Here is a 24,656-nt window from a genome sequence, read left to right on the forward strand (position 1 = left end):
TACATAAGCAAAGTGGACTGAGTAATTGAACTTAGGAATGCTAAAATGAGTATAGTCCCATTTTAGCTGTCTCACAATATAAAATTGTGACAAGCAGTAAATATGATTATCAAACTTCCACTTCTCTTCGCTGAGTAAGTTCGAAAAGCTAAATATAAAATTTAGATTCTCACTTAACAATTCTCAAAGTCCAATTACAATGCCACTTTACCTATTGCATATATCAACACGCATTTAAAACATAGCCTTTTTACCTTAAATTTATATATATAGCTAATGACACTGTTTAGACTATTATGTCATCATTCTTTTAAAATGTAGAATTTTTTATAAATTGTTAAGATGTTAAATTATAAATTTTGATACTATTTACAAAATATGGTACTATTTAAATAACTAACCTACCTATTGAATTTAAAGTATATTAATACATTTGAGGTGAGTATATAAATGAATACATGTGAAAATTCAAAAGGGGAAAAATGGATTAAAATAAAAGGCAAAAGAAAAATTCAATCCTTTCAAGATTTATATGCAGATTTATTTAATATAAGTTTAGGAATAATATCATTAGAAGGAAAGGCGTTAACTGTATGGTCTAATTCTTCTTTGTTTTGTAATTATATTATAAAAAACAATAGTGAAAGGTGTAAGCAAGAAAAACAAAAGATAATAGATTATGTTATGAAAAATGGTCAAGTTATAAAATATACTTGTTATATGAAGATAACGTATTTCGCATGTCCTATATTTTATGGTGATGATTTAGTAGCCATATGTTTAGGGGGAGGAGTTTACTTAGAAGAAGATAAAGAAAGTTTAAATGAGAATATTATTAAAGGTATACAAATAGTAGCTGAAAGCAAGTTAAACGATATCATAACTTTGTTAGAGAATGTATTTAATTTAATAGATAATGATAAAGAAGTAAATCAATTAAAAAAAGATGAAAATGAAAAATTTAATGAAGATCTATTTTTTTTAGAAAATAAGTTGACACTTAGAGAAGTGGAAGTTGTTAAATTAATGAACTTAGGAATGACTAATAAAGAAATTTGTATGAAGTTAAATATAAGTGAAAAGACAGTTAAAACACATGTTACTAATATATTAAGAAAATTAAAAATGAAAGATAGATTAGAGGTAGTTATATTTTGTAAAAGTAATAGTATAAAATATTATGAGGCTTCAAATGTCTATTAGAAAGAAATGTATTGTATTTGTATCTATAGTTGTAATTGTACCCATGATTTTAATATTGATATTATCAAATGTTATTTTAAATAATCAAATAGATAAATCTGCTCAAGGATATTTAGAAAATGCTTTTATAATTGCAAAAAATCAAATGTTAAATCAATTAGATGAAATGGAGAAAATTTCAATAAAAACAACTAATTCCTCTGATTTTAAAAGTAAACTAAAAGAAGAAAATAAAAATGTACTAGATGCAGATATTTATGAGTTAAGAGAGGTATATGAGTATATAGATTTATATTTTGTATTTAGTGATGATAAGAGGTTGTTATTAAATCATCCATCAATAAAAGGAACTAATTTAGATAGATTAAATGTATTATTGGACAAGGCTAAAGAATGTCATAAAACTGTTATCTCAGAAGAAATATTTAATTTAGATGATTTATTTTACTATGATTCTAAAGAATATAATGAATTTAAAGTAAAGCTAGACAATACAGAGGAAAAGGAGTATTTAAATAAAAGTTTAGTATCTATTACTATTTCTCCAGTATATGATAAAAAAGAGGATCAACTTCTAGGGTTCTTAGTCTTAGGTTCAATAATAAACAATAATGATTATTTTCCAAAAATATATTCAGAAAATGTTAAAAATTCATATTTAGCAATTTCTATTGATGAAATTAGAATAGCATCTAATATTAGAAGTCCCAAAAAAGAAAATTATATTGGAAGTTTAAATCCTACTTCAATAAAGGAGTTAAATAGCTTAGAAAAAACTTATTTTGGAAAACAGAACATTGATGGAGAAATTCATATATTTTTAGATAAACCTATATTAAATTGCGATGGAGAATGTGTAGCTGTATTAGGAGTTGGCATTCCAGAAGACAAGTTTTCTATTATTATGCATATGCAAAGAAATATAATTATTTTTGTTTGTGCTTTTTTCTTAGTAATAATGTTATTTATTTGTAAATATGTTTCCAGAAAATTAACTGCACCAATTATTAAGGCAACAGAATTGGCAAATCAAATATCAAAAGGCGATAATGAAGTTGTTATAGATAAAAAATTTTTAGAAGATAATAAAGATGAAACAATAATTTTACTTAAGGCATTTAAGAAAATGGCAGATGATTTAAAATATGCAGAAAATGAACGTGAAATTTATTTGAAAAATATAAAATATGAACAAATAGAACAAGAAAAATTATCTAGACAGCTATTTTTATTAAATGAAAGCTTAGAAGAAAAAGTTAAGTTACGTACAGAAGACTTAAGAGAAGCTATAAAAAGTTTGAAAAAAGCAGATAAAGTTAAATCATTATTTTTAGCTAATATGAGCCATGAATTAAGGACTCCATTAAGTGCAATTATTACTTGTTCTGAAATTTTAAAGGAAGAAATATTCGGAAAATTAAATTCAAAACAACTCAAACATATAACTAATATTTTAAATAGTGGAAATCATTTATTACAATTAATTAATAATGTTTTAGACATATCTAAGATAGAATCAGGAAAAATGAAACTCACTTTAGGAAGATATTCTATTGCAGACATTATAATTGAGAGCTTTTCAGTTGTAAAAAGTTTAGCTTATCGAAAAAATATTTATATTGATATAAATATAAATCCTAGTGATTTTATTATTAAAATTGATGCCAATAAGTTAAGACAAATATTATATAATTTACTTTCTAATTCAATTAAATTTACACAAGAGGGTGGAAAAGTACAAATAGAGGTTACTAAAAATTTAGCTTATATTAAATTAATTGTTGAAGATAATGGTATTGGAATAAAAAAAGAAGATCAAAAGAGGATATTTAATGAGTTTGAACAAGTGGATAATTCTTACGAAAGAAAATATGAAGGTACTGGACTTGGGTTACCTTTAACTAAAAAATTAGTTGAGATGCATGGAGGTGAAATATTTTTGATAAGCAATATAAATATTGGAACAAAGGTTATAGTTACTATACCAGTTCAAAGAGAAGATAATAGTGATACTATAGTTCCTAGTATAAATTAAAATATCAATAACATGGAGTGGAAAATCATGGATAAAGTATTGATTATAGATGACAACAAGCAAAATTGCGAAATAATTAAGGATTTACTATATACATGGGGCTATTGTGTATACTTAGCATTTGATGGATTTGAGGGTTTTAAATTAGCTAGAAATGTTAAACCGGATGTAATTCTTTTGGATGTTATGTTACCAGGAATGAATGGATTTGAAACATGTAAAAAATTAAAAGAAACTCAAGAAACTCAAAATATTCCTATTATAATGTTAACAGTATTAAATGAGGTTGAAGATAGAATGCGAGGATTTAATGTTGGGGCAGATGTGTTTTTATCAAAGCCTATTGTTTATCAAGAATTAAAAAATAGAATTGATTGGGCTGTAAAATCTAAAAGAGTATTTGATAATATGGAACAAATAGATAAGGTGGCTATATGCTTATTAAATATTATAAGATTAAAAGATAAAAAGTTATATTTACACTGTAAAAATGTAAAAAACTACTGTGAAAAAGTTGGTAAGATATTATTTTTAAATGACGAAGAAATGAAACAATTAATACTAGGTGCATATTTACATGATATAGGTAAAATTTTTTCTAATACATTGTTGGAACATGTGGAAATGGGAGAAAATATTATTTCAGATTTGAATATGTCCAAGTGGTTAAAAGTAATGATAAGAAATCATCATGAAAAAATGAATGGTAAGGGATTCCCAGATGGTTTAACTTCTAGTGAAATGTCACAAAACCTAAAGATATTGATTACAGTAAATAGATTTATTGAGTTATTAGATGAATTGAAAGATAATGAGGCTAGTATACTTAAATTAAGTAATGAATGTGAAAAAGGAGACTTGAATACAGAAGTTATTGAGGCTATAAAACAAGTATTAGAAGATGAAAAATTTATTGAAAGTATAAACTATAATTAATGGTGAAAGTGGCTGCTTAAACTAAGAGTATAATTTCTAGTTTGAGTAGCTTGCTTTTTGGAAAAATAAAACAATATACAACTTAAGTTGTATATTGTTTTATTTTTTGTAGGTATTTATTACAACTTTGGTTTAATTATAAGAATGATATTGAGGACATAGAATTTAAATATAAAGGCAAATAAAAAATAAATTTCTAAGTTGTAGGTGAAGTTTTGATTTCATCTAAATAGAAATTTGTATCATGGAATAGCACCTGTTATATTCTTGAATTATTAGGAATATTATGGATGATGATTTCAAGATAAAAAGTAATTATTATGCATATAAAAAGGGAGGAGTATTATGATATGAATAAAAAAGTAAAGTTAGCTGATATTTTAGCTGAAAAAGGGTTACCAATTAATTTTCAATTTGGTGGAGATGCTCCAGAAGAAATGACAACACGTGAAGTACAAAAAGAGCCAACTCCTAGAGCTAAAAGATTAAGAGAAATTTATTATGACACTTTATCTACTGCAAATACTGAATTCCCATATTGGTATAACAGAAGATGGAATGAATTAGAAGGTGAAGTAGATATAGTGAGAAGAGCTGAATCTCTTAAATGCGCTTATTCTCATTTAACACCTAATATTATACCTGGTGAAAAATTAGTTATGCAAAAAACTAATTATTATAGAGGATCATTCCCAATGCCTTGGCTTTCAGAAGGCTTTTTTGTAGCTAAAGAAGACGAATTATACAAGGAAGCTTTAAATAGAGGCAGTGCTAGTGCTGGAGAGTTAAGTAAATTTGGTACTGGTGGAGGAAATGTTACTAAAAGTTTTGGTAAAGTAGTTTCTATAGCAGGTAAATTTGGAATGAGACAAGAAGAAATACCTGTATTAGTTAAGCTTGCCAAAGAATGGGTTGATAGATCTGTAGATGATTTGGGACATAAATATGAACAAATGGTACCAGATTATGAAATAAAAGAAAATATCATGAAATCTTTAATTTGTATGTTTGATTCAGGTTTTACATTACCTCAAGGAAGAGAAGTTGTAAATTACTATTACCCATTACAATATGGTTTTGATGGATTAATTGATATGGCTACTGAATGCAAGAAAAAAGTTGCTGGAAATGCCGATGGAGACGGACTTGTAGGTATGGACCGTTTATATTTTTATGAAGCTGTTAAAATAACTTTAGAAGGTATTCAAAATTGGATATTAAACTATGAAAAGCATGCTAGAGATTTAGCTGCAATTGAAAAAAATGAGGCTCAAAAAGAAGAATATCTTGAAATTGCTGAATGTTTAGGCTGGATTTCTCATAAACAACCACGTACATTTAGAGAAGCTCTTCAATTGACTTATATTATTCACATAGCAGTAATCAATGAAGATGCTATTTCTGGATTATCACCAGGAAGAGTAGGACAAGTATTATATCCTTGGTTTAAACAAGATATAGAAAATGGAAGAATAACAGAAAAAGAAGTATTAGAACTTTTAGAGCTTCATAGAGTTAAATTTACATGTATTGATTGCTTTGCTTCAACAGGTGTTGTTGGAGGCGTTCTTTCAGGAAATACATTTAACAATTTAACTATTGGTGGGCTTAAAAAAGATGGAAGTTCAGCAGCGAATAGATTGGAATATTTAATAGTAGAAGCAGGTATTACATGTTCAACACCTCAACCTACATTATCATGTTTTTATGATGAAAAGTTACCAGAAGAATTCTTACTAAAATGTATTGAATGTGACAAAACAGGTTCAGGTTATCCAGCTTGGATGAATAATCGTGGTGCAATAGAATTTATGATGAATCAATATGGTGATGAAGGAATGACCATTGAAGAGGCAAGGTCAGTTGCAATAGGCGGATGTCTTGAGACTTCTCCTTGTACTTGGAAAGAACTTACTCTAAACGGAGAAAAATATGATATTCCAGGCGGAGCAGGACAGCCTACTTCTGTTGGAGTACACTTTATTGCTAATCCAAAGGTGTTAGAACTTGTACTGACCAATGGAAAGGATTACAGAACTAATTCACAAGTGTACCCTGCGCATAATAAAAAACTAGAAACATTTGAAGAATTAGTTGACCAATTTAAAGAGTATTATGAAGTGACTTGTGATGTACTTGCTAAGACTAATAATATTCAACATGATGTTTGGCGCAAAAAAAATATGTCAATTGTGAATTCATTATTAAAACCAAATTGTTTAGATACAGGTAAACACATTGGGAACTTAGGATATAGATTTAATGCAACTTACAATATAGAAAGTTGTGGAACTATTAATACCATAAATAGTTTAGCGTCATTAAAGAAGCTTGTATATGATGACAAAAAATATACCCTTGACGAAATGAAAGAAGCAATGCTTAATAACTTTGGATTTAAAACTGCAGAGGAAATAGGAAGCTATTCATTAGCAGACCAAGAAAAAGCTGATATTAGTTCTAAATATGACGATATTTATGGAGAGTGTTTATTAGCACCTAAATATGGAAATGATGATCCATACGTTGATGATATATTAAAGAATTATGAAGATTGGTTCTGTGATGTATGCCATAATTATGAATCATTATATGGCAAGAAGATGTATGCTTGTCAAATTTCTGTTTCAACTCATGGAGCACAAGGGGCAGCAACCCTTGCAACTACAGATGGACGTTTGGCTGGTACAACTTATGCAGATGGATCTATGTCAGCTTATCCAGGAACAGATAAGAATGGACCGTATGCATTATTTACATCTGCTACAGTTTGGGATCATAGCAGATCTCAAAACTCACAAATGAATTTGAAGATTCATCCAAGTGCAATTAAAGGAGTAGAAGGATCTAAGAAGCTATTAGATTTAACACGCTCTTATATGAGAAAAGGTGGATATCACATTCAATATAATGTTGTAGATTCAAAGGTATTAAAGGAAGCTCAAGTTAAACCAGAAAATTATAGAGATTTAATGGTTCGTGTTGCTGGATTTACACAATACTGGTGTGAAATTGGTAAGCCAATACAAGATGAAGTTATTTCAAGAACTGAATATGAAGGGGTGTAATAAAAAATGGCTAATGAAAATATGAAACACAATGATTGCTTAAATTTTTCATCAATAGATGCAGCAAAAGGAATTTGCAGAATATCTAATCAAATGATATTTATAGATACACCTATTTGCAATAATTTTAATGAAGCTCACAAGTGCAGAAATTGTGCTAATTTTAAGAATCCTGATAAAGATAATATGGGAACTTGTACAGGGTTAAAGATCGAAGCTTGGACATTTGGAGATTTAAGTGCCGCTACTTGTGAAGGGTATAAAAATAATAAATTAGATGATAAAAAATAATAACTGAAAGATAATCAAATATGATTTGAAAATTAAAGAGAGTGTGCTAAAACTTAACATACTCTCTTATTACTTTAAAAAAGGAGTAAAAGTATGGAACAAAAAAATGCTAATCATTTAGGTCATATGGTTGTACTAGCCTCATGGCTAGCCGTTTTTTGCTTATTTGGTTTCAGATCAACTTTCTCTGTATTGCAAGTACCAATGTCACAAAATTTAGGCTGGCAATCTTCGCAGCTTACTTTGGGATATTCTTTAATGATGACAGTTTATGCAATTACTGCTTATTTTAGTGGAATGATAATTGATAAGTGGGGAACAAAGCCTGCATATGCAATAGGATCAGTATGTGCTTGCCTAGGCTTTTTTATAACAAGTTATGCTCAAAGTTATTTAGGTTATTTAATTCCATACGCTATTTTTGCTGGAATTGGAACAGGTATGCTTTGGGTTTCATCAACTGTTTCTGTACGAAAATGGTATGTAGGAAAATCTTATGCTAGTATGTGGGGAATTGCATTTATGGGAGCTCCAGTAGCTCAAGTAGTATTGAGTCTTCTTGTTAAACAAGTACTTAATTTTACAGACTGGAGAACTGCAATGAGAGGATTAGCAATAGTAGTTCTTATTGCACTTATAATTGCAGCAGCTGTAGCAAAGAAAAATCCAGAGGACTATGAACTTGAACCTTTTGGAATAGATTCTATTAAGTCAAATGGTAATAAAGATTCAGGAAAGATTTGGACAGTAAAAGAAGCTTTTAGTATATTCCCAATTTGGGGAGCTATTTTAACTTTTTTAGGCAGTATGCTTGGAGAGTTTTTAATTTGGACTCAAGTGGTTAAATTTTGGAATGTTGATGTAAAAATGTCACTAAGTACCGCAACTAATCTTTATATAATAATAGGAATAGCAGGAATATTTACTATGCCTATTATGGGAAGAATAGCTGATAAAATGGTTGGAAAATACAATAATAACGAAGCTAAAGCTAGAAAAGTTATGTTAATATTTGCACCTATAATTGGATTATTGGCTTGTGCATTTTTACTTATGACTAAAAAATCTATTGTATTTGGAATAATATCTTGTATTCTTTTTGCTATATATTGGGCAATAGAACCAGGTGGTGTAGCAGGATACGCAGGTTCTATATATGGTAATAAAACATTGGGTAAAATATGGGGACTTGCAACATTAATAGTAATGGCTATAGGTCCAGCAGTTGGTAGTTTCATGGGTGCATATTTATATGATTTATCAGGAAGCTATTTTAATTCAATAATATTTGCAGCTTGTGCATTTGTTTTTTCAACAATTGTTGCAATTATGTTACCACTTTCAGTTAAGAACAATAAGTAAATTATTAATTAAAAATATTGTTATAAGGAGGGGAACATTTATGCATAAAGATAAGGGATTAATTTTTGATATTCAAAGTTATTCTGTACATGATGGTCCAGGATGTAGAACTAGTTGCTTTTTTAGTGGTTGTTTTTTAAAATGCGAATGGTGTGCAAATCCAGAAAGTTGGACCAAAAAAGAAAAAATAATGTTTGCCGAAGGAAAGTGCAAGTATGACCAAGGATGTAAGAGATGTGAAAAAGCTTGTGAAAAAAAAGCAATATCTTTTAAAGATGATAATTCATTAAATATTGATTGGAGGGTATGTGAAAATTGTACTAGCTTTGAATGCGCTAAAGTATGTTATAATGAAGCATTAAGAATTTGTGGAAAGTATTACACCGTAGATTCTTTGTTAAAAATTTTAAATAGAGATAGGCAATTTTGGGGCTCAAATGGAGGCGTTACATTTAGCGGGGGGGAACCTTTTTATCAAAATGAGTTTTTAATAGACACGTTAAAGAAGTGCAAAGAAATGTATATTAATACTGCAATTGAAACTACAGCATTTGTAGATACAGATATATTTTTAGAAGGAATGAAATATGTAGATTTTGCGTTTATAGATGTTAAGCATATGGATAGCAAAAAACATAAAGAAAAAACAGGGGTATATAATGATTTAATTCTTAAAAATATAAAAGAACTAATAAATTCTAATTGGCAAGGTAGATTAGTTATTAGAATGCCAGTTATTCGTGATTTTAATGATACTGTAGAAAATGCAATAGCAACAGCTGATTTTATGAATGGCTTAGGAATTTATGAAATAAATTTACTACCATTTCATAGAATGGGAGATTCGAAATGGACTCAACTTGGGAAAAAATATAGCTATAGTAATGATGAACCAACTAGTGAAGATAAATTAGATGAGCTTCAAGACATATATTTAGATAGAAAAATAGCCTGTTATGTTGGAAGTGAAACAAGTTTTTAAATAATCATACTAAAACAGAGTTTAGTTTAAAAATTAAATTTTATTAGTATATTTTAACAATAGTACTTGTAGTATAATATTATTAAGTAAGCATACAATTAAAGGAGATTAATTGTAAACTCCTTTAATTGTATTTTTTTATTCTTTAGGAAATTATATTGTTGGACAATATGAGGATAACTTTTATAATACTGTATTTTAAAGATATAATTTGAATACTCCTAAAGAATAAAAAGAGCAGTATAGAATTTATGCGATTATTAAGTTAGAAATGTAAAATATCAATGGTTTCTTAGCTGCCTTAACAATTTTATTTTATTTTAAAGTATAATTGTTAAAAAAATGATAAAGATTAATGATATAGATATTTTTTTACAAAAGTGTATGAAAGTAAAAGTATAAATATAAAACAGTGGATTTTCCACACAAAATTATTATTTTATAATACATAGTTTAATAAGGTTATGATATAATTTACATAATTAGAGTTTTATTATAAAGTGTAAGATTTAATGAATATCTTTATAGATAAAAATTTATTTTATAATATGCAGTATGAAATTAAATAATAGTAAGGATGTAGGTTTTATGAAAAAGTTTATTATAACAACAGATACAACAGCAGATTTACCAAAAGAATATTTGGATAAAAATAACATAGGATTACTAACAATGTCATTTCAAATGGACGGCAAGGAATACGTAGGAGATGAAATTTTAGATATAAAAGATTTTTATGATAAAATGCGTTCAGGATCAATGCCAACAACAGCTCAAGTGAATCCAGAACAAGCAAAAATGCAATTTGAAAAATATTTAAAAGAAGGATATGATGTACTACATATTTCTTTTTCTTCAGGACTTAGTGGAAGTTATAATAGTACAAGAATTGCATCTATTGAATTAGAAGAATCATATCCTGATAATAAAGTTATAGTTATAGATTCATTAAGTGTTTCATCAGGTGAAGGACTTTTAGTTTACAAAGCAGTAGAATTAAAGAAAAATGGCAAAAGCATAGAAGAAATATCTACTTGGCTTGAAGAAAACAAGCTTAATGTTTGTCAATACTTTACAGTAGATGATTTGAATCATTTATATAGAGGTGGACGTGTATCAAAGACTACTGCTATTCTTGGGACTGTAATAGGAGTAAAACCAATCATTCACGTAGACAATGAAGGAAAACTTATACCTATCGCTAAAACAAGAGGTCGTAAACAGTCATTATGCAAGCTTCTTGATAATATGGAAAAACTAATGGGCACATATAAATCAGAAAATAATATTATATTTGTAAGTCATGGTGATGCAGAGAAAGAAGCAGAAATTGTAGCAAATAAAATTACAGAAAGATTTGGAATAGAATCTATTATGATTAATACTATAGGACCTATTATTGGAACACATTCAGGCCCTGGAACAGTTGCAGTGTTCTTTATGGGAGAAAATAGATAGCTTAAAATACAGTCTATGGTTTGTAGAATGTTAATATATGCATAAGTAAAGCTTATATGGATTAATTGAACTTAAGGATACTAAAAACAAGTATAGTTCCGTTAAAACACTATTTTGCTTATTACATATATCAAAATATAGTGAAAAATAAGATACAATTAAAGTAAGGGGATTTTACACTTTAATTGTATTTTTTATTCTTCAGGAAATTATAAAAATATTAAATCTGTGGACAACTTCTAAAATACTGTGCTTTAAAGGTATGAGGAGTACCCCTAAAGAATAAAAAATAATCATATACCGCACCATTATTGCTGCACTGCGCTTGGAAAGGATGCATGTCTAAAAAATCGACGACTATAAAGTCGTCTTGGAGATCTTGTTATAAATAATTATGAGAAATTATATAAAAAGGGGAGAGATTTGTGAACCAAAAATCATTTATTGGAAGTATTGCAATTATTTTTGGAGGAATTTTATTATCATTAGAATTATATTGTTTAAAATTTATTCAATTGTTTGAAAGTATGGCGTTTGGAAGCTGTTATACTAATGCATGGGAATATATAAAGACAGTACCTATTTTATTAGCATTGATAATAACAATCACTATTATTGCTTATGGTGTTATATTAATTAATAAATCAAAAACTGAAATTTAAGAATAAAAATAATTAATAATACTGTAGCCTGTAAATCTTGACTATATAAGCTTTAAACTATAAACTAATATGGTGATTGTAGAATTATATTAATTTAAGTAGGTGAAAAGATGACAACAAATGAAAAGAAATTTTTACCCATAAATAAAAAAGATATGGAAGAGAGAGGCTGGAAGCAATTAGATTTTATAATTGTTACAGCTGATGCTTATATAGATCATCATAGCTTTGGAACTGCTATTATTTCAAGAGTATTAGAAAAAGCAGGATATAAAGTTGGCATAATAGCACAACCCAAATGGAAGGAAATTGACGACTTTAAGAAATTAGGGAAACCTAAATATGCATTTTTGGTTAATGGTGGTAATATGGATTCTATGGTTAATCATTACACTGTTAGTAAAAAGCTTAGAGATAAGGATTTTTATTCTCCAGGCGGTGAAATGGGATTAAGACCAGATAGAGCTACAATAGTTTATTGTAATAAAATAAGAGAAGCGTATAAAGGCGTTAACATAGTTATAGGTGGTATAGAAGCAAGTTTAAGACGTTTTGCTCATTATGATTATTGGAGTGATAAGGTAAGAAAATCAATGCTTATTGACAGTGGTGCAGACTTACTTGTTTATGGAATGAGTGAAAAGCAAATGGTCAAAGTTGCAGAAAAATTAAGCTTAGGAATACTAGCTAAAGACATTCATGATATCCAAGGAACATGTTATGTTGTCGAACAAATAAATAATTTAAATGATTATATAGAAATTCCATCATATAAAGAAGTTTGTAATGATAAACTTAAATATGCAGATGCAAGCAGAGTACAATATCTAGAGCAGGATCCTGTAAGAGGAAAAATAATTGTACAAAAGCATGCCAATAAGTATTTAGTTCAAAATATACCTGAAATGCCATTAAATAGGGAAGAATTAGATAGCGTCTATGATCTTCCTTATATGAAAAATTATCATCCGATTTATGAAGGAATGGGTGGTATTTCAGCAATTGAAGAAGTGAAATTTAGTACAGTAAGTTCTAGAGGATGTTTTGGAAATTGCAATTTCTGTGCAATAACATTTCATCAAGGAAGAATAGTTCAAAGTAGAAGTAAAGAATCAATATTAAATGAAGTTGAAGAAATAACTAAATTACCTGATTTTAAAGGATACATACATGATGTTGGGGGACCAACAGCTAATTTTAGAAAGCCAGCTTGTAGTAAACAGCTAACCTTAGGTGCATGTAAAGCTAAAGAATGTTTATATCCAAGTCCTTGTAAAAATATGGAAGTAGATCATAGTGAATATTTAGATTTACTTAGAGCTATTAGAAAAGTTCCAAAAGTAAAGAAAGCTTTTGTAAGATCAGGCCTTAGATATGATTACATAATGGCAGACAAAGACGATACATTTTTTAAAGAATTGGTTGAATATCATGTTAGCGGCAAGTTAAAAGTTGCACCAGAGCATGTTTCAAAAGATACTTTAAGATATATGGGAAAACCATCAGGAAAGACATATGATAAATTTACAGAAAAATTTTATTCAATAAATAAAAAATTAGGTAAAAAACAATTTATAGTACCATATTTAATGTCAAGTCATCCAGGAAGTACACTTAAAAATGCAATTGAGTTAGCAGAATATTTAAGAGATATAAATTATCAACCAGAGCAAGTTCAAGACTTTTATCCAACGCCAGGAACGTTATCTACAACTATGTATTATACTGGTTTAGATCCATTAATTATGAAGGAAGTTTATGTTCCTAAAACTAAACATGACAAAGCTATGCAAAGGGCGTTACTTCAATATAAAAATCCAAAGTATTATACATTAGTATATGAAGCTTTAGTTGAGGCTGGAAGAGAAGATCTTATAGGAAATGGTAGTAAATGTTTAATAAGAGATAAAAGACAAACTAAAAAATTCCAAGAAGATAAAACTCGTAATGGAAATAGAGTGGGAAACAAAAGTAAAAGTTATGGTGATAAATCAAGTAAATTAAAAAAAGAAAAGAATGAAAGACAATCTAAAAAACAGACTGTTAAGCTAGGTAAACGAAGCACTACTAGAAATAAGAGAAAATAGATATAGACAAATATTAGATAGCTTATATTTTATAAAACTTACGAATATATTGTCGATGAATTAATATAATATATTCGTAAGTTAAATTTGTAATAATTGAAATATAATGGTATTATGTAATTATATAGGAAACCGCTTACATGTTTAAAACGTTAGTTATAAATATATTAATAATACTATTTTTATTAGATAATTTTTATACAAATGCTTTAATGAATCAAATAATGCAAATTAAAAATTTAATTAAAGGTGGTAAATCATGAAGAGTAACAAGAGTATAAAAGCAAATTTAATTAAAAAACTATCATTGGGATTTGTACTGGTATTTGGCATAGCATTTTTAGGGACATTCTTTGTAGTTCAAAAGACTTTATCTGAAGTAAAGCTCTCTTGTATGAAAAAGATGATAAATGATGCTACAACTATAGTACAAGACAAAATAACTGGAAAAATTAATGTGGTAAAAACTATTGCCTGTGATGGTATTGTATCTAATATGGATTTTACAATTGATGAAAAAAGAGAGTTGTTAAGTAATTATCAAATGAATTTAAACATACGTTCTATAGGAATAGCAGGATTAGATGGTAAACTAGAATCAACTGATAATTATAAAGAAGATATTTCAGAAGTAGAATATTTTAAAAAAGCTCTTAATAATGAAATATATATAAGTTCTCCAACGATTATAGATGGAACCAATGAACAAATAGTATTTGTTGCAACACCATTAAAAAATGGACAAGATATAGTTGGGGTTATGACATGTACGTTTGACAGTGCGTTTTTATCAAGAGACATAAATAATTTAAAGTATTTAAGAATGACAGGAATGTCTTATATATTAGATGGTACAGGCACTATAATAGCATCTGAAACAACAGAAGATGTTATTAATGGTAAAAATATGATGAGTGAAGAAAAAAACAATCCTACATTAAAAGAAATTGCTTTAATTCATGAAAAGATGGTTAATGGTGAAAGTAACGTAGAAAAATACATGGAAGATGAAAAAAAATATATAGCTTACGCAAGTATTCCAGGAACACCAGGATGGTCCATAGCTTTAGAGGTAAATGCTACTGATGTTGATAGAGAAGAGTCTATTATAATAAGCTTATTCATCGGAGTAACTTTAGTAGGAATTTTAGTACTTGTAATTATAATATATATAATTGGTCAAGCTCTTGGAAAGAGACTGAAAAGATTAAAAGATGATATAGAAGTTTTAGAAAATGGAGTATTTAATAAAGAATTAGATGAAAAAGAATTAGTAAAAAATGATGAGATTGGTGAAATTAATAGATCATTAAAGAAAACTAAAGAATCAATTAGGGGAATACTTAAAGGTGTGAAGAATGATTTAATAATATTAAATGAACAATCTGATGTATTAGAAAACACATCAATGCAAATATCCTCTGGATCAGAAAATATAACAATATCAATGCATGAATCAGCAAAAGCTAATACAAGTCAAACAAGTGAAATCATGAAAATTAATAATGAAATGAGGAATTTTGGAGAAAACATTGATTATATGAACAGCAATATAGATAAAGTAGCTGAAATTTCTTCTAATATAGAATCAAAACTTGTAGAAAGCAATAACACTATAAATGACTTAAATAATTCTTTAACTAACTTTGATGGGAGTTTTAGTAAGTTTAATGATGATATAGTAGTTATGAATAAGAAAATAGCATCAATTAAAGGTATAACATCTACTATAAATGAAATAGCAGAACAAACTAATCTTTTAGCATTAAATGCAGCAATTGAAGCAGCTCGTGCAGGCGAAGTTGGAAAAGGATTTAGTGTAGTAGCGGATGAAATAAGAAAGCTTGCAGAACAAAGTAAGGAATCTGTAAATCAAATTGGAAATATAATTGTTAATGTTCTTGAAGAATGTAATAATATGATACAATCAAGTACTGATATAAATTCAGAAGTTGATAATCAAAAAATAAGCATTAATAATACTATAAATTCATTTAATAATATTACAGATTTACTAAATGAAATCACACCTAAAATACAAGAAGTATCTAATATTTCTAATAACAATAATAAGAAAAAAGATATAATTTTAGAAGTTATAGAATCTGTAACTGCAATTTCAGAGGAACTAGCTGCAAGTACAGAAGAAGTTGATGCAACTGCTCAAGAGTTTAATGTTTCAAGTAAAGATATCAGTACTGTTTCAGAAAAATTAGCTCAATTAATAGAAGAATTAAATGAAGAAGTAAACAAATTTATAATATAAGATAATATGAATAGCCACCCAAAATGATTAAATAAATTATTTTAGGTGGCTATTTCATAGTACCTTAAAGAAATATAACTTTAAATTAAATGATGGAATAAATGAAGTTTTAGATATAATTTTAAATGGTATATTAAGAAAATAAATTTGTATAACAATGAATTAAAACATTAATAGTTAATAATAATAAATACAATGATATTTATAAATAGTGTAAATAAAAATACTGTTGACTATAAGTAAAAATAGGTAAATTTGAATAAATTTATATGATATAATTATACTAAAAGGGGATGAAAACTATGAAAATTGAATTTTGTCTTGCAGAAAGTGGAGAAATTATATTTACTAAAGAGTCTAGAGATTTAAAGGATATAATAGAGGTTATTACTAGAGTAGGAACTGAAATCAATTTAACCTTTAGTAAGGATGATTTCATTCATGGATATGTTCAAAATATTTTGTATCAAGCTAATGCAGAAGAAAATGATGAAAGCATTAGGATATATATTTCAAATGATTGCAAAAATTTTAAAAATACAGCAAGAATATCTGCAGAGCATTTAAGCAGTGCAAAACTTAAAAGTTAATTAACTATAAAAAAGCATTAAATTAAGGAGTGTACAATTTTGTTTTGAACACTCCTTAATTTTAATTAAAAATAATATTTTAATATAGTTAGTTATTAGATAAAAAAAGAATAGAGATTAAGGTAAAATGTGTATTTGTAAAAGTGATAGTTTACTTTAAAATTTATATAAAATGCGCTAAAAGACTTAAATTTATAAGAGGTTTTTTTATGTAATTAATATAATATTTATGTTATTATATCTATATTAGTTAAAATAATATTAATACTTATAAGGAGAAATCGTATGAAAAAATTAATTTCATGGAATGTAAATGGATTAAGAGCTTGTGTAAAAAAGGGCTTTGTAGATATTTTAAAGGAAAGTAATGCAGATATATTTTGTATTCAAGAAAGCAAACTTCAAGAAGGTCAAATAGAATTAGACTTAGAAGGGTATCATGATTATTGGAATTACGCTGAAAAAAAGGGGTATTCAGGAACTGCTATTTTTTCTAAAGAAAAACCTTTAAATGTTTCATTAGGAATCGGTATAGAGGAACATGATAAAGAAGGAAGGGTTATAACATTAGAATTTGAAAAATTTTATTTAGTTAATGTGTATACTCCTAATTCACAACAAAAATTAGCTAGAATAGATTATAGAATGAGTTGGGAAAATGAGTTTAGAAATTACTTAAATGAATTAAATAAAGCTAAACCTGTTATAGTGTGTGGAGATTTAAATGTTGCTCATAAAGAAATAGATTTAAAAAATCCTAAGAATAATAGAAATAATGCTGGATTTAGTGATGAGGAAAGAGAAAAGTTTGGTGAACTTTTAAAATCAGGTTTTATAGATACATATAGATACTTTTATCCAGATAAAGAAGGGGTATATTCTTGGTGGTCTTATAGATTTAATGCGAGAGCTAACAATGCAGGATGGAGAATAGATTATTTTTTAGTTTCTAAAGATTTTGAAGATATGTTGGTAGATGCTAAAATACATACACAAATTGAAGGTTCTGATCATTGTCCTGTTGAATTAATAATAAAATAAATAATATTAATATGTAAGGAGATTTTTAAATTATGAAGGAACTTTTTAAAATAAAAGATTTAATATTTTACAAGGAAGATTTTTTAGATGACATAAGTGAATTTGAAGATATATTACCTATAATAAGAGAGTTTAGTGATAATCTTAATTATGAAAAAATAAAGGTAGCTGGTTCAAATGAATGTTGTGAAAAAACTAAAGAAAATTATTTCATTGAAATACATGGATATATAAACAAAGATGATGACTTTATAACAAAAGAAGAATTAGACAAAATGCCAATAGCTATTGATAGAAGTGAATTAGATTTATTTGTTATTAGAATTTATAAATGTACTAAGTGTAATAAATGGCTTATAGATATATTGGAATAACAGTGTATTTATAATTTCATATATTACAAATGAAGAGGTGAATAAATAAATGAGTTTATTAAATTATAAAAACAAATTAAATTATAAGGTATTATTATTTTTATTAATATTTTCTTTAAATATTATATTGAGTTTTAATTCAAATGTAGTTGCTTATGCTGATGAAAATGAAAAAATAGCAATTAATAGTCTAGTAATAGAAGAAGATGATTATGAAAAATCTATGAAAGGTATAGTAGAGCCATATCTTGACAGTAAAAGAACAGAAGGATATTTTAAAGTAAACGATGATATAAATATTTATTATCAAAAATATAAAGTAGAAAATTCTAAAGGGACTATTGTAATTAGTCATGGATTTACAGAAACATTAGAAAAATATAAAGAAATAATTTATTATTTTTTAAATAAAGGCTATTCTGTTTATGGAATTGAACATAGAGGCCATGGACGTTCTGGTTCATTAGGCGTAGTTGATGAAAGTCAAATTAATATAGAAGATTTCAACTTATATATTTCAGATTTCAAAGCATTTATAGATAATATTGTTAAACCTAGTCTTGGTGATGAAAAATTATTTTTATTTGCACACTCTATGGGTGGTGCAATTGGAACTAAATTTTTAGAAGAAAACCCAGGATATTTTGACGCTGCTATTTTAAGTGCACCAATGCTTGAAATCAATACTGGAAGTGTTCCTAGCTTTATAGCAAAATCTATATCTTGGATATGTACAACCTTACCATTTGGTTATAAATATGCACCTACACAAAAACCTTACAGTAATGAATATAGTTTAGAGGATTCTTGTACAAGCTCTGAACCAAGATATAAGTATTATTATGATATACAATCTAATAACAAGGAGTTTCAAAGAGGTGGATCTTCTTTTAATTGGTTAAAATCATCTTTAGATATAACAGAAGAAATCACTAAAAAAGAAAATGCTTCAAAAGTAAAAATACCAGTATTATTATTTCAAGCTGAGAAAGATACTTATGTGAAGCCAAAAGGACAAAATGAATTTTCTGAGTATGCACCTAATTGTAAACTTGTATTAATGGCTGGAGCTAAACATGAAATATATAGAGAAAAAGATGGAATACTAAAGGCATATTTAAATCAAATATTTAATTTTTATAATGAGAATTTATCAAATAATTAATGAAAATATATAGTCAATACACCTAATTAAAATATTAATTTTAATTAGGTGTATTTTTATTTAGACACCAGATTAGGATACTTTGTATGATAAATTAAGTAATAAAAGCATTATATGATATAATTTTAGTATGTAAATAGGAGTGTTCTAAAAGGAGAATTAAATATGAAGAAAACAATAGGGATATTAGCTCACGTAGATGCAGGGAAAACAACTTTTGCTGAGCAAATACTTTATCATACAAAAAGCATAAGAACATTAGGACGAGTTGATCATAAAAATTCATTTTTAGATAAACATGATATAGAAAAACAAAGAGGAATCACAGTATTTTCTGATCAAGCTTTATTTAAATATAATGATAATGAGTATTATATTATAGATACTCCAGGACATGTGGATTTTTCAACAGAAATGGAAAGATCAATAGAAATAATGGACTATGCAATACTTATAATAAGTGGAGTAGATGGAATTCAAGCTCACACTGAAACCGTATGGGAGCTTTTAAGAAAATATGACATACCAACCTTCTTTTTTATAAATAAAATTGACAGAGAAATTGTAAATATAGAAAATGTATTAAACGATATTGAGACTAAATTAACCAATAATTTATGCTTAATTGATAAAGCTTTAAATGGAGATAAGATGGATACAAAATTAGTAGAATTTATTGCTGAAAGAGATGAAATTTTATTAGAAATATACTTAGATAGTGGTTATGATAAAAAATTATGGTTAAACTCTATGAAAAAACAAATTAAGGAAGGAATGATTTTTCCTTGTTTAAGTGGCTCAGCATTGTTAGATATGAATATAGATAATTTCATAGAAAAGTTAGATTTATTAACTTATACAAATTATGAAGAAAACGATGAAAATTTCAAGGGTAAGGTATACAAAATACGTTATGATGAAAAAGGAAGTAAAGTAACTTATATAAAAGCCTTAAGTGGAAGTATAAAAGTAAAAGATAACGTACTTAATACAGAAAATGAAATAGAATTTAATGAAAAAATAAATCAAATAAGAATATATAATGGTGATAAATTTACATTAGAAGACACTGTATATGCTGGAGATGTATTTGGTGTTGTTGGATTAACTAAATTTAAAATAGGTCATGGTATTGGAGAAGCAAATTTAAAGACTAATTACAATATAGTACCTACATTAAAATCTAAAGTTATATTTAATGAATCTATTAATACGAAGGAAATACTTTCATATTTTAAAATTTTAGAAGAAGAAGATCCAGGATTAAATGTATTATGGGATGAGGAATTACAAACCATAAACATACATATCATGGGAAAAATACAGTTAGAAGTTTTAAAGGAATTAGTTAAAGAAAGATTTAAACTTGATATTGAATTTGGAGACTGCCAAGTTTTATATAAAGAGACTATAGGAAATAAAGTAAATGGATATGGACATTTTGAACCATTAAGACATTATGCTGAAGTACATTTACAATTAGAATATGGAGAAAGAAACAGTGGAATAATATTTGAAAGTAAATGTCATGTTGATAATTTAAGTATAGGTTATCAAAGATTAATTGAATCTCATATTTTTGAAAAAGAACATAAAGGAATTTTAACCGGTTCTAAAATATGTGATGTAAAAATAACATTGATTAATGGAAGATCTCATTTAAAACATACTAGTGGTGGTGATTTTAGAGAAGCAACATATAGAGCAATCAGACAAGGCTTAGAGCAAGGAAATAATATTTTGTTGGAACCGTATTATAAATTAAAAATAACTGTGGAGAATGAGTATGTTGGAAGAGTGTTATCAGATATTCAAAGACTATCAGGAAGTTTTATTGAACAAGAAACTTTAGAAAATAAAACAATAATTTTTGGTAGGGGTCCTGTTGCAACTTTTATGAATTATAGTATGGAACTAATATCTTTTACTAAAGGAAAAGGTATTATTGCTTTAAGTTTTGATGGGTATGATGAATGTCATAATAGTGATGAGGTTATAGAAAAATTAAAATATAAAAAAGAAAATGATAGAGAATATACATCAAGTTCGGTGTTTTGTTCTAAAGGTCAGGGTTATATAGTAAAGTGGAATGAAGTAGAGAAGCATATGCACTGTTTGCGGTAAAATTATAATGCTATGAATTTTTGTTAGATTATATGATAAATATTAGATTAATTTAAATAAAAGAAGTAATTTAATATTTAAAGTCACTTTTAAGTATAGGAAACTTTATAAATGTATTATATAATAAGTTTGTAAATACATAATAAATTATTGGAGGAACCATTATGAGAACTATTTATAAGAATCCATCGGAATTAGCAACATGCTTAAAGGATTTTGTTGATACATACTTAGAGGGATTATTAACTTATGAGAAGATGGAAAGTAAAATATCTAAAATATTAGTAGCAAATAATGTATATAAGAATGGATTTGTATCTGTTAAATTATCAAATGTACTTGGAGAAGAAAGAATGGAAATTATTGATAAGATATATAAAGATATGCAAACAATTTAAGAAATTAATTTAAAGCGATACTAAGTGATTTAGTATCGCTTATTTTATTATATAGCTATTCATATATTAACACATATTTAAAACATAACCTATTATATAAATACTTGTAAAAATTTTCTGGAAGATTTATTTAGAATTAGATATTACAAATTACACAATATAAGAATTGTATAAAAAATATTTGTATATAAATTATATTGACATAATTAAAATTTCTAGGTATGATATAAATCATACTAAACCTATAGGAATAATAAACAAAGGATGGGGAATATGATGAACAGTACATTTTTAACAGATTTTTTAATGGTAACAAATTTTAAAACTATATTATTTATAGGAATTTTAATAGGAACGTTTTATTTAATAAAAGTTCTTGAGAGAAAAAAAGTGAATTTTTCTAAAAGAATGATTTTAGCAACTATTTTAGGATTGCTACTTGGAGGTGTGATACAAGTAGCAGCAGGATTACCAGAAACAACAGATAATATAACATGGATAGGTGAAGTTACAAAGTGGTATGGATTGTTTGGCTATGGATTTATGGATTTACTAAAGATGCTAGTTATTCCTTTAGTATTTCTTTCAATAATAAGAGTGATTATTAATATGAAAGAAGGCGAAAAATTAGGAAAACTTACATTTAGGTCATTATTTATTTTACTCGGTACAACTACAATTGCTGCTATAGTTGGAATTGTTATAGGAAATTTATTTAAATTAGGTGTAGGTTTTGGACCTATTCAAAATAATTCAGAAATGAAAGAAATAAGTTCTGTAGTTGATACTTTTAGAGGATTGCTTCCATCAAATCCAGTTAAAGCTATGGCAGATGCAAATGTTGTTGGAGTTGTTATTTTTGCAGGATTTATAGGAGCTGCAATGAATAGACTTAAAAAGAAATATTCTGATATAATAAAACCAGCTAAAGATTTAGTAGAAGCAGCATACAAAATTACTACAAGTGTAGCTATGACGGTAATTAAATTTATGCCTTATGCAGTAATAGCATTACTTGCAAATACAATTGCAGCAAGGGGAATACCAGCACTTATGAGCGTATTAGATTTCATAATAGCTTTATATGTTAGTATAGCTATAGTGTTTGTAATACATTTAGTGATAATAGCTCTTAATGGTTTGAATCCTATTAAGTATTTAAAAAATACAATGGAACCTTTAATATTGGCTTTTACTTCACGATCTAGTTTAGGTACATTACCTGTAACAATAGATACATTAACAGAAAAGGTTGGAGTAGATGACGGAATAGCAAGCTTTGTTGGAAGTTTAGGATCTAATGCAGGAATGAATGGATGTGCAGCTATATATCCAGCACTAATGGCAGTTACAATTGCTAATATGTCAGGAACACCAATGAATTTTAGCTTTTATGGAATGTTACTAGTAATAATAGTAATAAGTTCGCTTGGAATTGCAGGACTTCCAGGTACTGCTACTATGGCAGTGTCTGTAGTAATATCAGGTATGGGAATGGGAAATTATTTCTCATTAGCAGGTGGTATTCTTGCAATAGATCCAATTCTTGATATGGGTCGTACAATGCTTAATGTAAATGGAACAATGGTAACAGCTGTTACTGTTGCAAATAGTTTTGATAAAATAGATAAAGAAAAAATTATTAATAGTAAGTAAAAAGAATCCCCTTAGAATATACTGTATATTTTGAGGGGATTCTAATATGTAAAAATAATTATCTATTTAATGCTAAATTTTATGAATAATTAATAAATACATTTATTAAAAATGAAAGTATTGTCTTCAATATTGAAATTTTTTATGCAATAATTTATAATGAAAATCTAATTAGTAAATAAAATGAATGATAATATATCAAATAAATTAGCAACTCCATAGTTAAAACTTAAGATATATTATTTCACTAGAAAGAGGTGTAAAAATGGCGAAAAGAAACAGTAGAAACAATGATTTATTAAAAGAAACAAAAAGTACAACAACTCCTAAAGTCTATTCTTTATTGGTTAGCTTAGTTAATGAAGATAAAGAAGATTTAGCAGAAGATGTTTTAAAAATAGATTATTTATTAACATATACTAATAATTGTATTAAAGATAAAGATTTTAAAGAGGCAAAATATACATTGGAAATAATAGATAGAAGAATGGAAAATCTTAAAAATCAGAATGTAGATATAGAGCATTTAAATAATCTTTATGATAAATTAAATTCTCAAATAAAGAAATAGAAATATTTTACTTAAAAACAGAGCTAAAACAAGAAGCAAAGATTGTATAAATTTCTTTGCTTTTTGTTTTTTTAAATACATTAGATAAGTAGATTGTAAATTGAATCAATGATACGAATATAAGTTAAAATATTAACATAGTTAAAAGGAAAAAAATAAAAAAAATCATTGTACAAATTTTCAGAATTTTGTTATAATTAATTAAACATAGAAAAAAGTACCATAACAAGTATATTTATAAGAGAAAAATATGTATAAATCAAGTGATTTAAAAATATTTTTCAATTTTATAAAAAATTACTTGAAATTTATGTTTAATATGGTAAAATCAAATTAATTAGGAATGTTATTAAATTAACAAGCTGTATATTCTCCAAAAATAAAATG

20 protein-coding genes are annotated in these 24,656 nt (G+C 26.8%); all 20 read left to right on the forward strand.

Translation table 11 applies throughout. The features are described 5' to 3' along the window. Positions 1 to 450: 450 nt before the first annotated feature. Positions 451 to 1,203 carry a LuxR family transcriptional regulator gene (locus tag NG918_RS02100; protein WP_252224268.1) on the forward strand — a complete coding sequence of 251 codons (753 nt, stop codon included), beginning with the start codon at positions 451 to 453 and terminating at the stop codon, positions 1,201 to 1,203. After that, positions 1,193 to 3,238, forward strand: coding sequence for an ATP-binding protein (locus NG918_RS02105; protein WP_252224271.1), 2,046 nt, complete (start codon positions 1,193 to 1,195; stop codon positions 3,236 to 3,238). The genes NG918_RS02100 and NG918_RS02105 overlap by 11 nt, the downstream gene beginning before the upstream one ends. Positions 3,239 to 3,265: 27 nt before the next feature. Beyond that, positions 3,266 to 4,174, forward strand: a complete 909-nt coding sequence (locus NG918_RS02110; RefSeq protein WP_252224272.1) for a response regulator — start codon at positions 3,266 to 3,268, stop codon at positions 4,172 to 4,174. Positions 4,175 to 4,524: 350 nt separating this feature from the next. Continuing rightward, a complete protein-coding gene (gene hpdB / locus NG918_RS02115; RefSeq protein ID WP_252224273.1) occupies positions 4,525 to 7,242 on the forward strand; it encodes a 4-hydroxyphenylacetate decarboxylase large subunit in 2,718 nt (905 codons plus the stop codon). Between the two features lie 6 nt (positions 7,243 to 7,248). Continuing rightward, positions 7,249 to 7,533 (forward strand): 4-hydroxyphenylacetate decarboxylase small subunit, encoded by a 285-nt coding sequence (gene hpdC / locus NG918_RS02120; RefSeq protein ID WP_252212340.1) that lies wholly within the window; start codon positions 7,249 to 7,251, stop codon positions 7,531 to 7,533. 93 nt (positions 7,534 to 7,626) lie between these two features. After that, positions 7,627 to 8,895 (forward strand): MFS transporter, encoded by a 1,269-nt coding sequence (locus NG918_RS02125; RefSeq protein WP_252224274.1) that lies wholly within the window; start codon positions 7,627 to 7,629, stop codon positions 8,893 to 8,895. Positions 8,896 to 8,935: 40 nt separating this feature from the next. Then, entirely contained in the window at positions 8,936 to 9,877 is a 942-nt protein-coding gene (gene hpdA / locus NG918_RS02130) for a 4-hydroxyphenylacetate decarboxylase activase (RefSeq protein ID WP_252224275.1), read from the forward strand. A gap of 588 nt (positions 9,878 to 10,465) precedes the next feature. Beyond that, entirely contained in the window at positions 10,466 to 11,335 is an 870-nt protein-coding gene (locus NG918_RS02135; RefSeq protein ID WP_252224277.1) for a DegV family protein, read from the forward strand. 425 nt (positions 11,336 to 11,760) lie between these two features. Then, positions 11,761 to 11,997: a hypothetical protein gene (locus NG918_RS02140; protein WP_252212336.1), complete on the forward strand. Its 237-nt coding sequence runs from the start codon at positions 11,761 to 11,763 to the stop codon at positions 11,995 to 11,997. 110 nt (positions 11,998 to 12,107) lie between these two features. Beyond that, positions 12,108 to 14,084 carry a YgiQ family radical SAM protein gene (locus NG918_RS02145; RefSeq protein ID WP_252212335.1) on the forward strand — a complete coding sequence of 659 codons (1,977 nt, stop codon included), beginning with the start codon at positions 12,108 to 12,110 and terminating at the stop codon, positions 14,082 to 14,084. A 140-nt stretch (positions 14,085 to 14,224) separates the two neighbouring features. Next, positions 14,225 to 14,347 (forward strand): hypothetical protein, encoded by a 123-nt coding sequence (locus NG918_RS16940; RefSeq protein WP_286673929.1) that lies wholly within the window; start codon positions 14,225 to 14,227, stop codon positions 14,345 to 14,347. Continuing rightward, positions 14,344 to 16,350 (forward strand): methyl-accepting chemotaxis protein, encoded by a 2,007-nt coding sequence (locus NG918_RS02150; RefSeq protein WP_252212334.1) that lies wholly within the window; start codon positions 14,344 to 14,346, stop codon positions 16,348 to 16,350. The genes NG918_RS16940 and NG918_RS02150 overlap by 4 nt, the downstream gene beginning before the upstream one ends. Before the next feature lie 302 nt (positions 16,351 to 16,652). Beyond that, positions 16,653 to 16,940 carry a hypothetical protein gene (locus tag NG918_RS02155; RefSeq protein WP_252212333.1) on the forward strand — a complete coding sequence of 96 codons (288 nt, stop codon included), beginning with the start codon at positions 16,653 to 16,655 and terminating at the stop codon, positions 16,938 to 16,940. Positions 16,941 to 17,225: 285 nt separating this feature from the next. Then, positions 17,226 to 17,981: an exodeoxyribonuclease III gene (locus tag NG918_RS02160; protein ID WP_252212332.1), complete on the forward strand. Its 756-nt coding sequence runs from the start codon at positions 17,226 to 17,228 to the stop codon at positions 17,979 to 17,981. A gap of 32 nt (positions 17,982 to 18,013) precedes the next feature. Further along, entirely contained in the window at positions 18,014 to 18,355 is a 342-nt protein-coding gene (locus NG918_RS02165; protein WP_012450725.1) for a hypothetical protein, read from the forward strand. Positions 18,356 to 18,404: 49 nt separating this feature from the next. Next, positions 18,405 to 19,520, forward strand: coding sequence for an alpha/beta fold hydrolase (locus tag NG918_RS02170; RefSeq protein ID WP_252224280.1), 1,116 nt, complete (start codon positions 18,405 to 18,407; stop codon positions 19,518 to 19,520). A 165-nt stretch (positions 19,521 to 19,685) separates the two neighbouring features. Next, the gene (locus NG918_RS02175; RefSeq protein WP_252212330.1) at positions 19,686 to 21,644 is read left to right on the forward strand and encodes a GTP-binding protein; all 1,959 of its coding nucleotides are present in this window, start codon (positions 19,686 to 19,688) and stop codon (positions 21,642 to 21,644) included. Positions 21,645 to 21,808: 164 nt separating this feature from the next. Then, positions 21,809 to 22,042, forward strand: a complete 234-nt coding sequence (locus tag NG918_RS02180; RefSeq protein ID WP_252212329.1) for a TIGR04540 family protein — start codon at positions 21,809 to 21,811, stop codon at positions 22,040 to 22,042. A gap of 276 nt (positions 22,043 to 22,318) precedes the next feature. Further along, a complete protein-coding gene (locus NG918_RS02185; protein WP_252212427.1) occupies positions 22,319 to 23,698 on the forward strand; it encodes a cation:dicarboxylate symporter family transporter in 1,380 nt (459 codons plus the stop codon). Between the two features lie 265 nt (positions 23,699 to 23,963). Continuing rightward, positions 23,964 to 24,269 (forward strand): hypothetical protein, encoded by a 306-nt coding sequence (locus NG918_RS02190; protein ID WP_252212328.1) that lies wholly within the window; start codon positions 23,964 to 23,966, stop codon positions 24,267 to 24,269. Positions 24,270 to 24,656: the final 387 nt, after the last annotated feature.

Source organism: Clostridium sp. ZBS2, from assembly GCF_023845855.1.
In the GTDB taxonomy this organism is placed as follows: domain Bacteria; phylum Bacillota; class Clostridia; order Clostridiales; family Clostridiaceae; genus Clostridium; species Clostridium aquiflavi.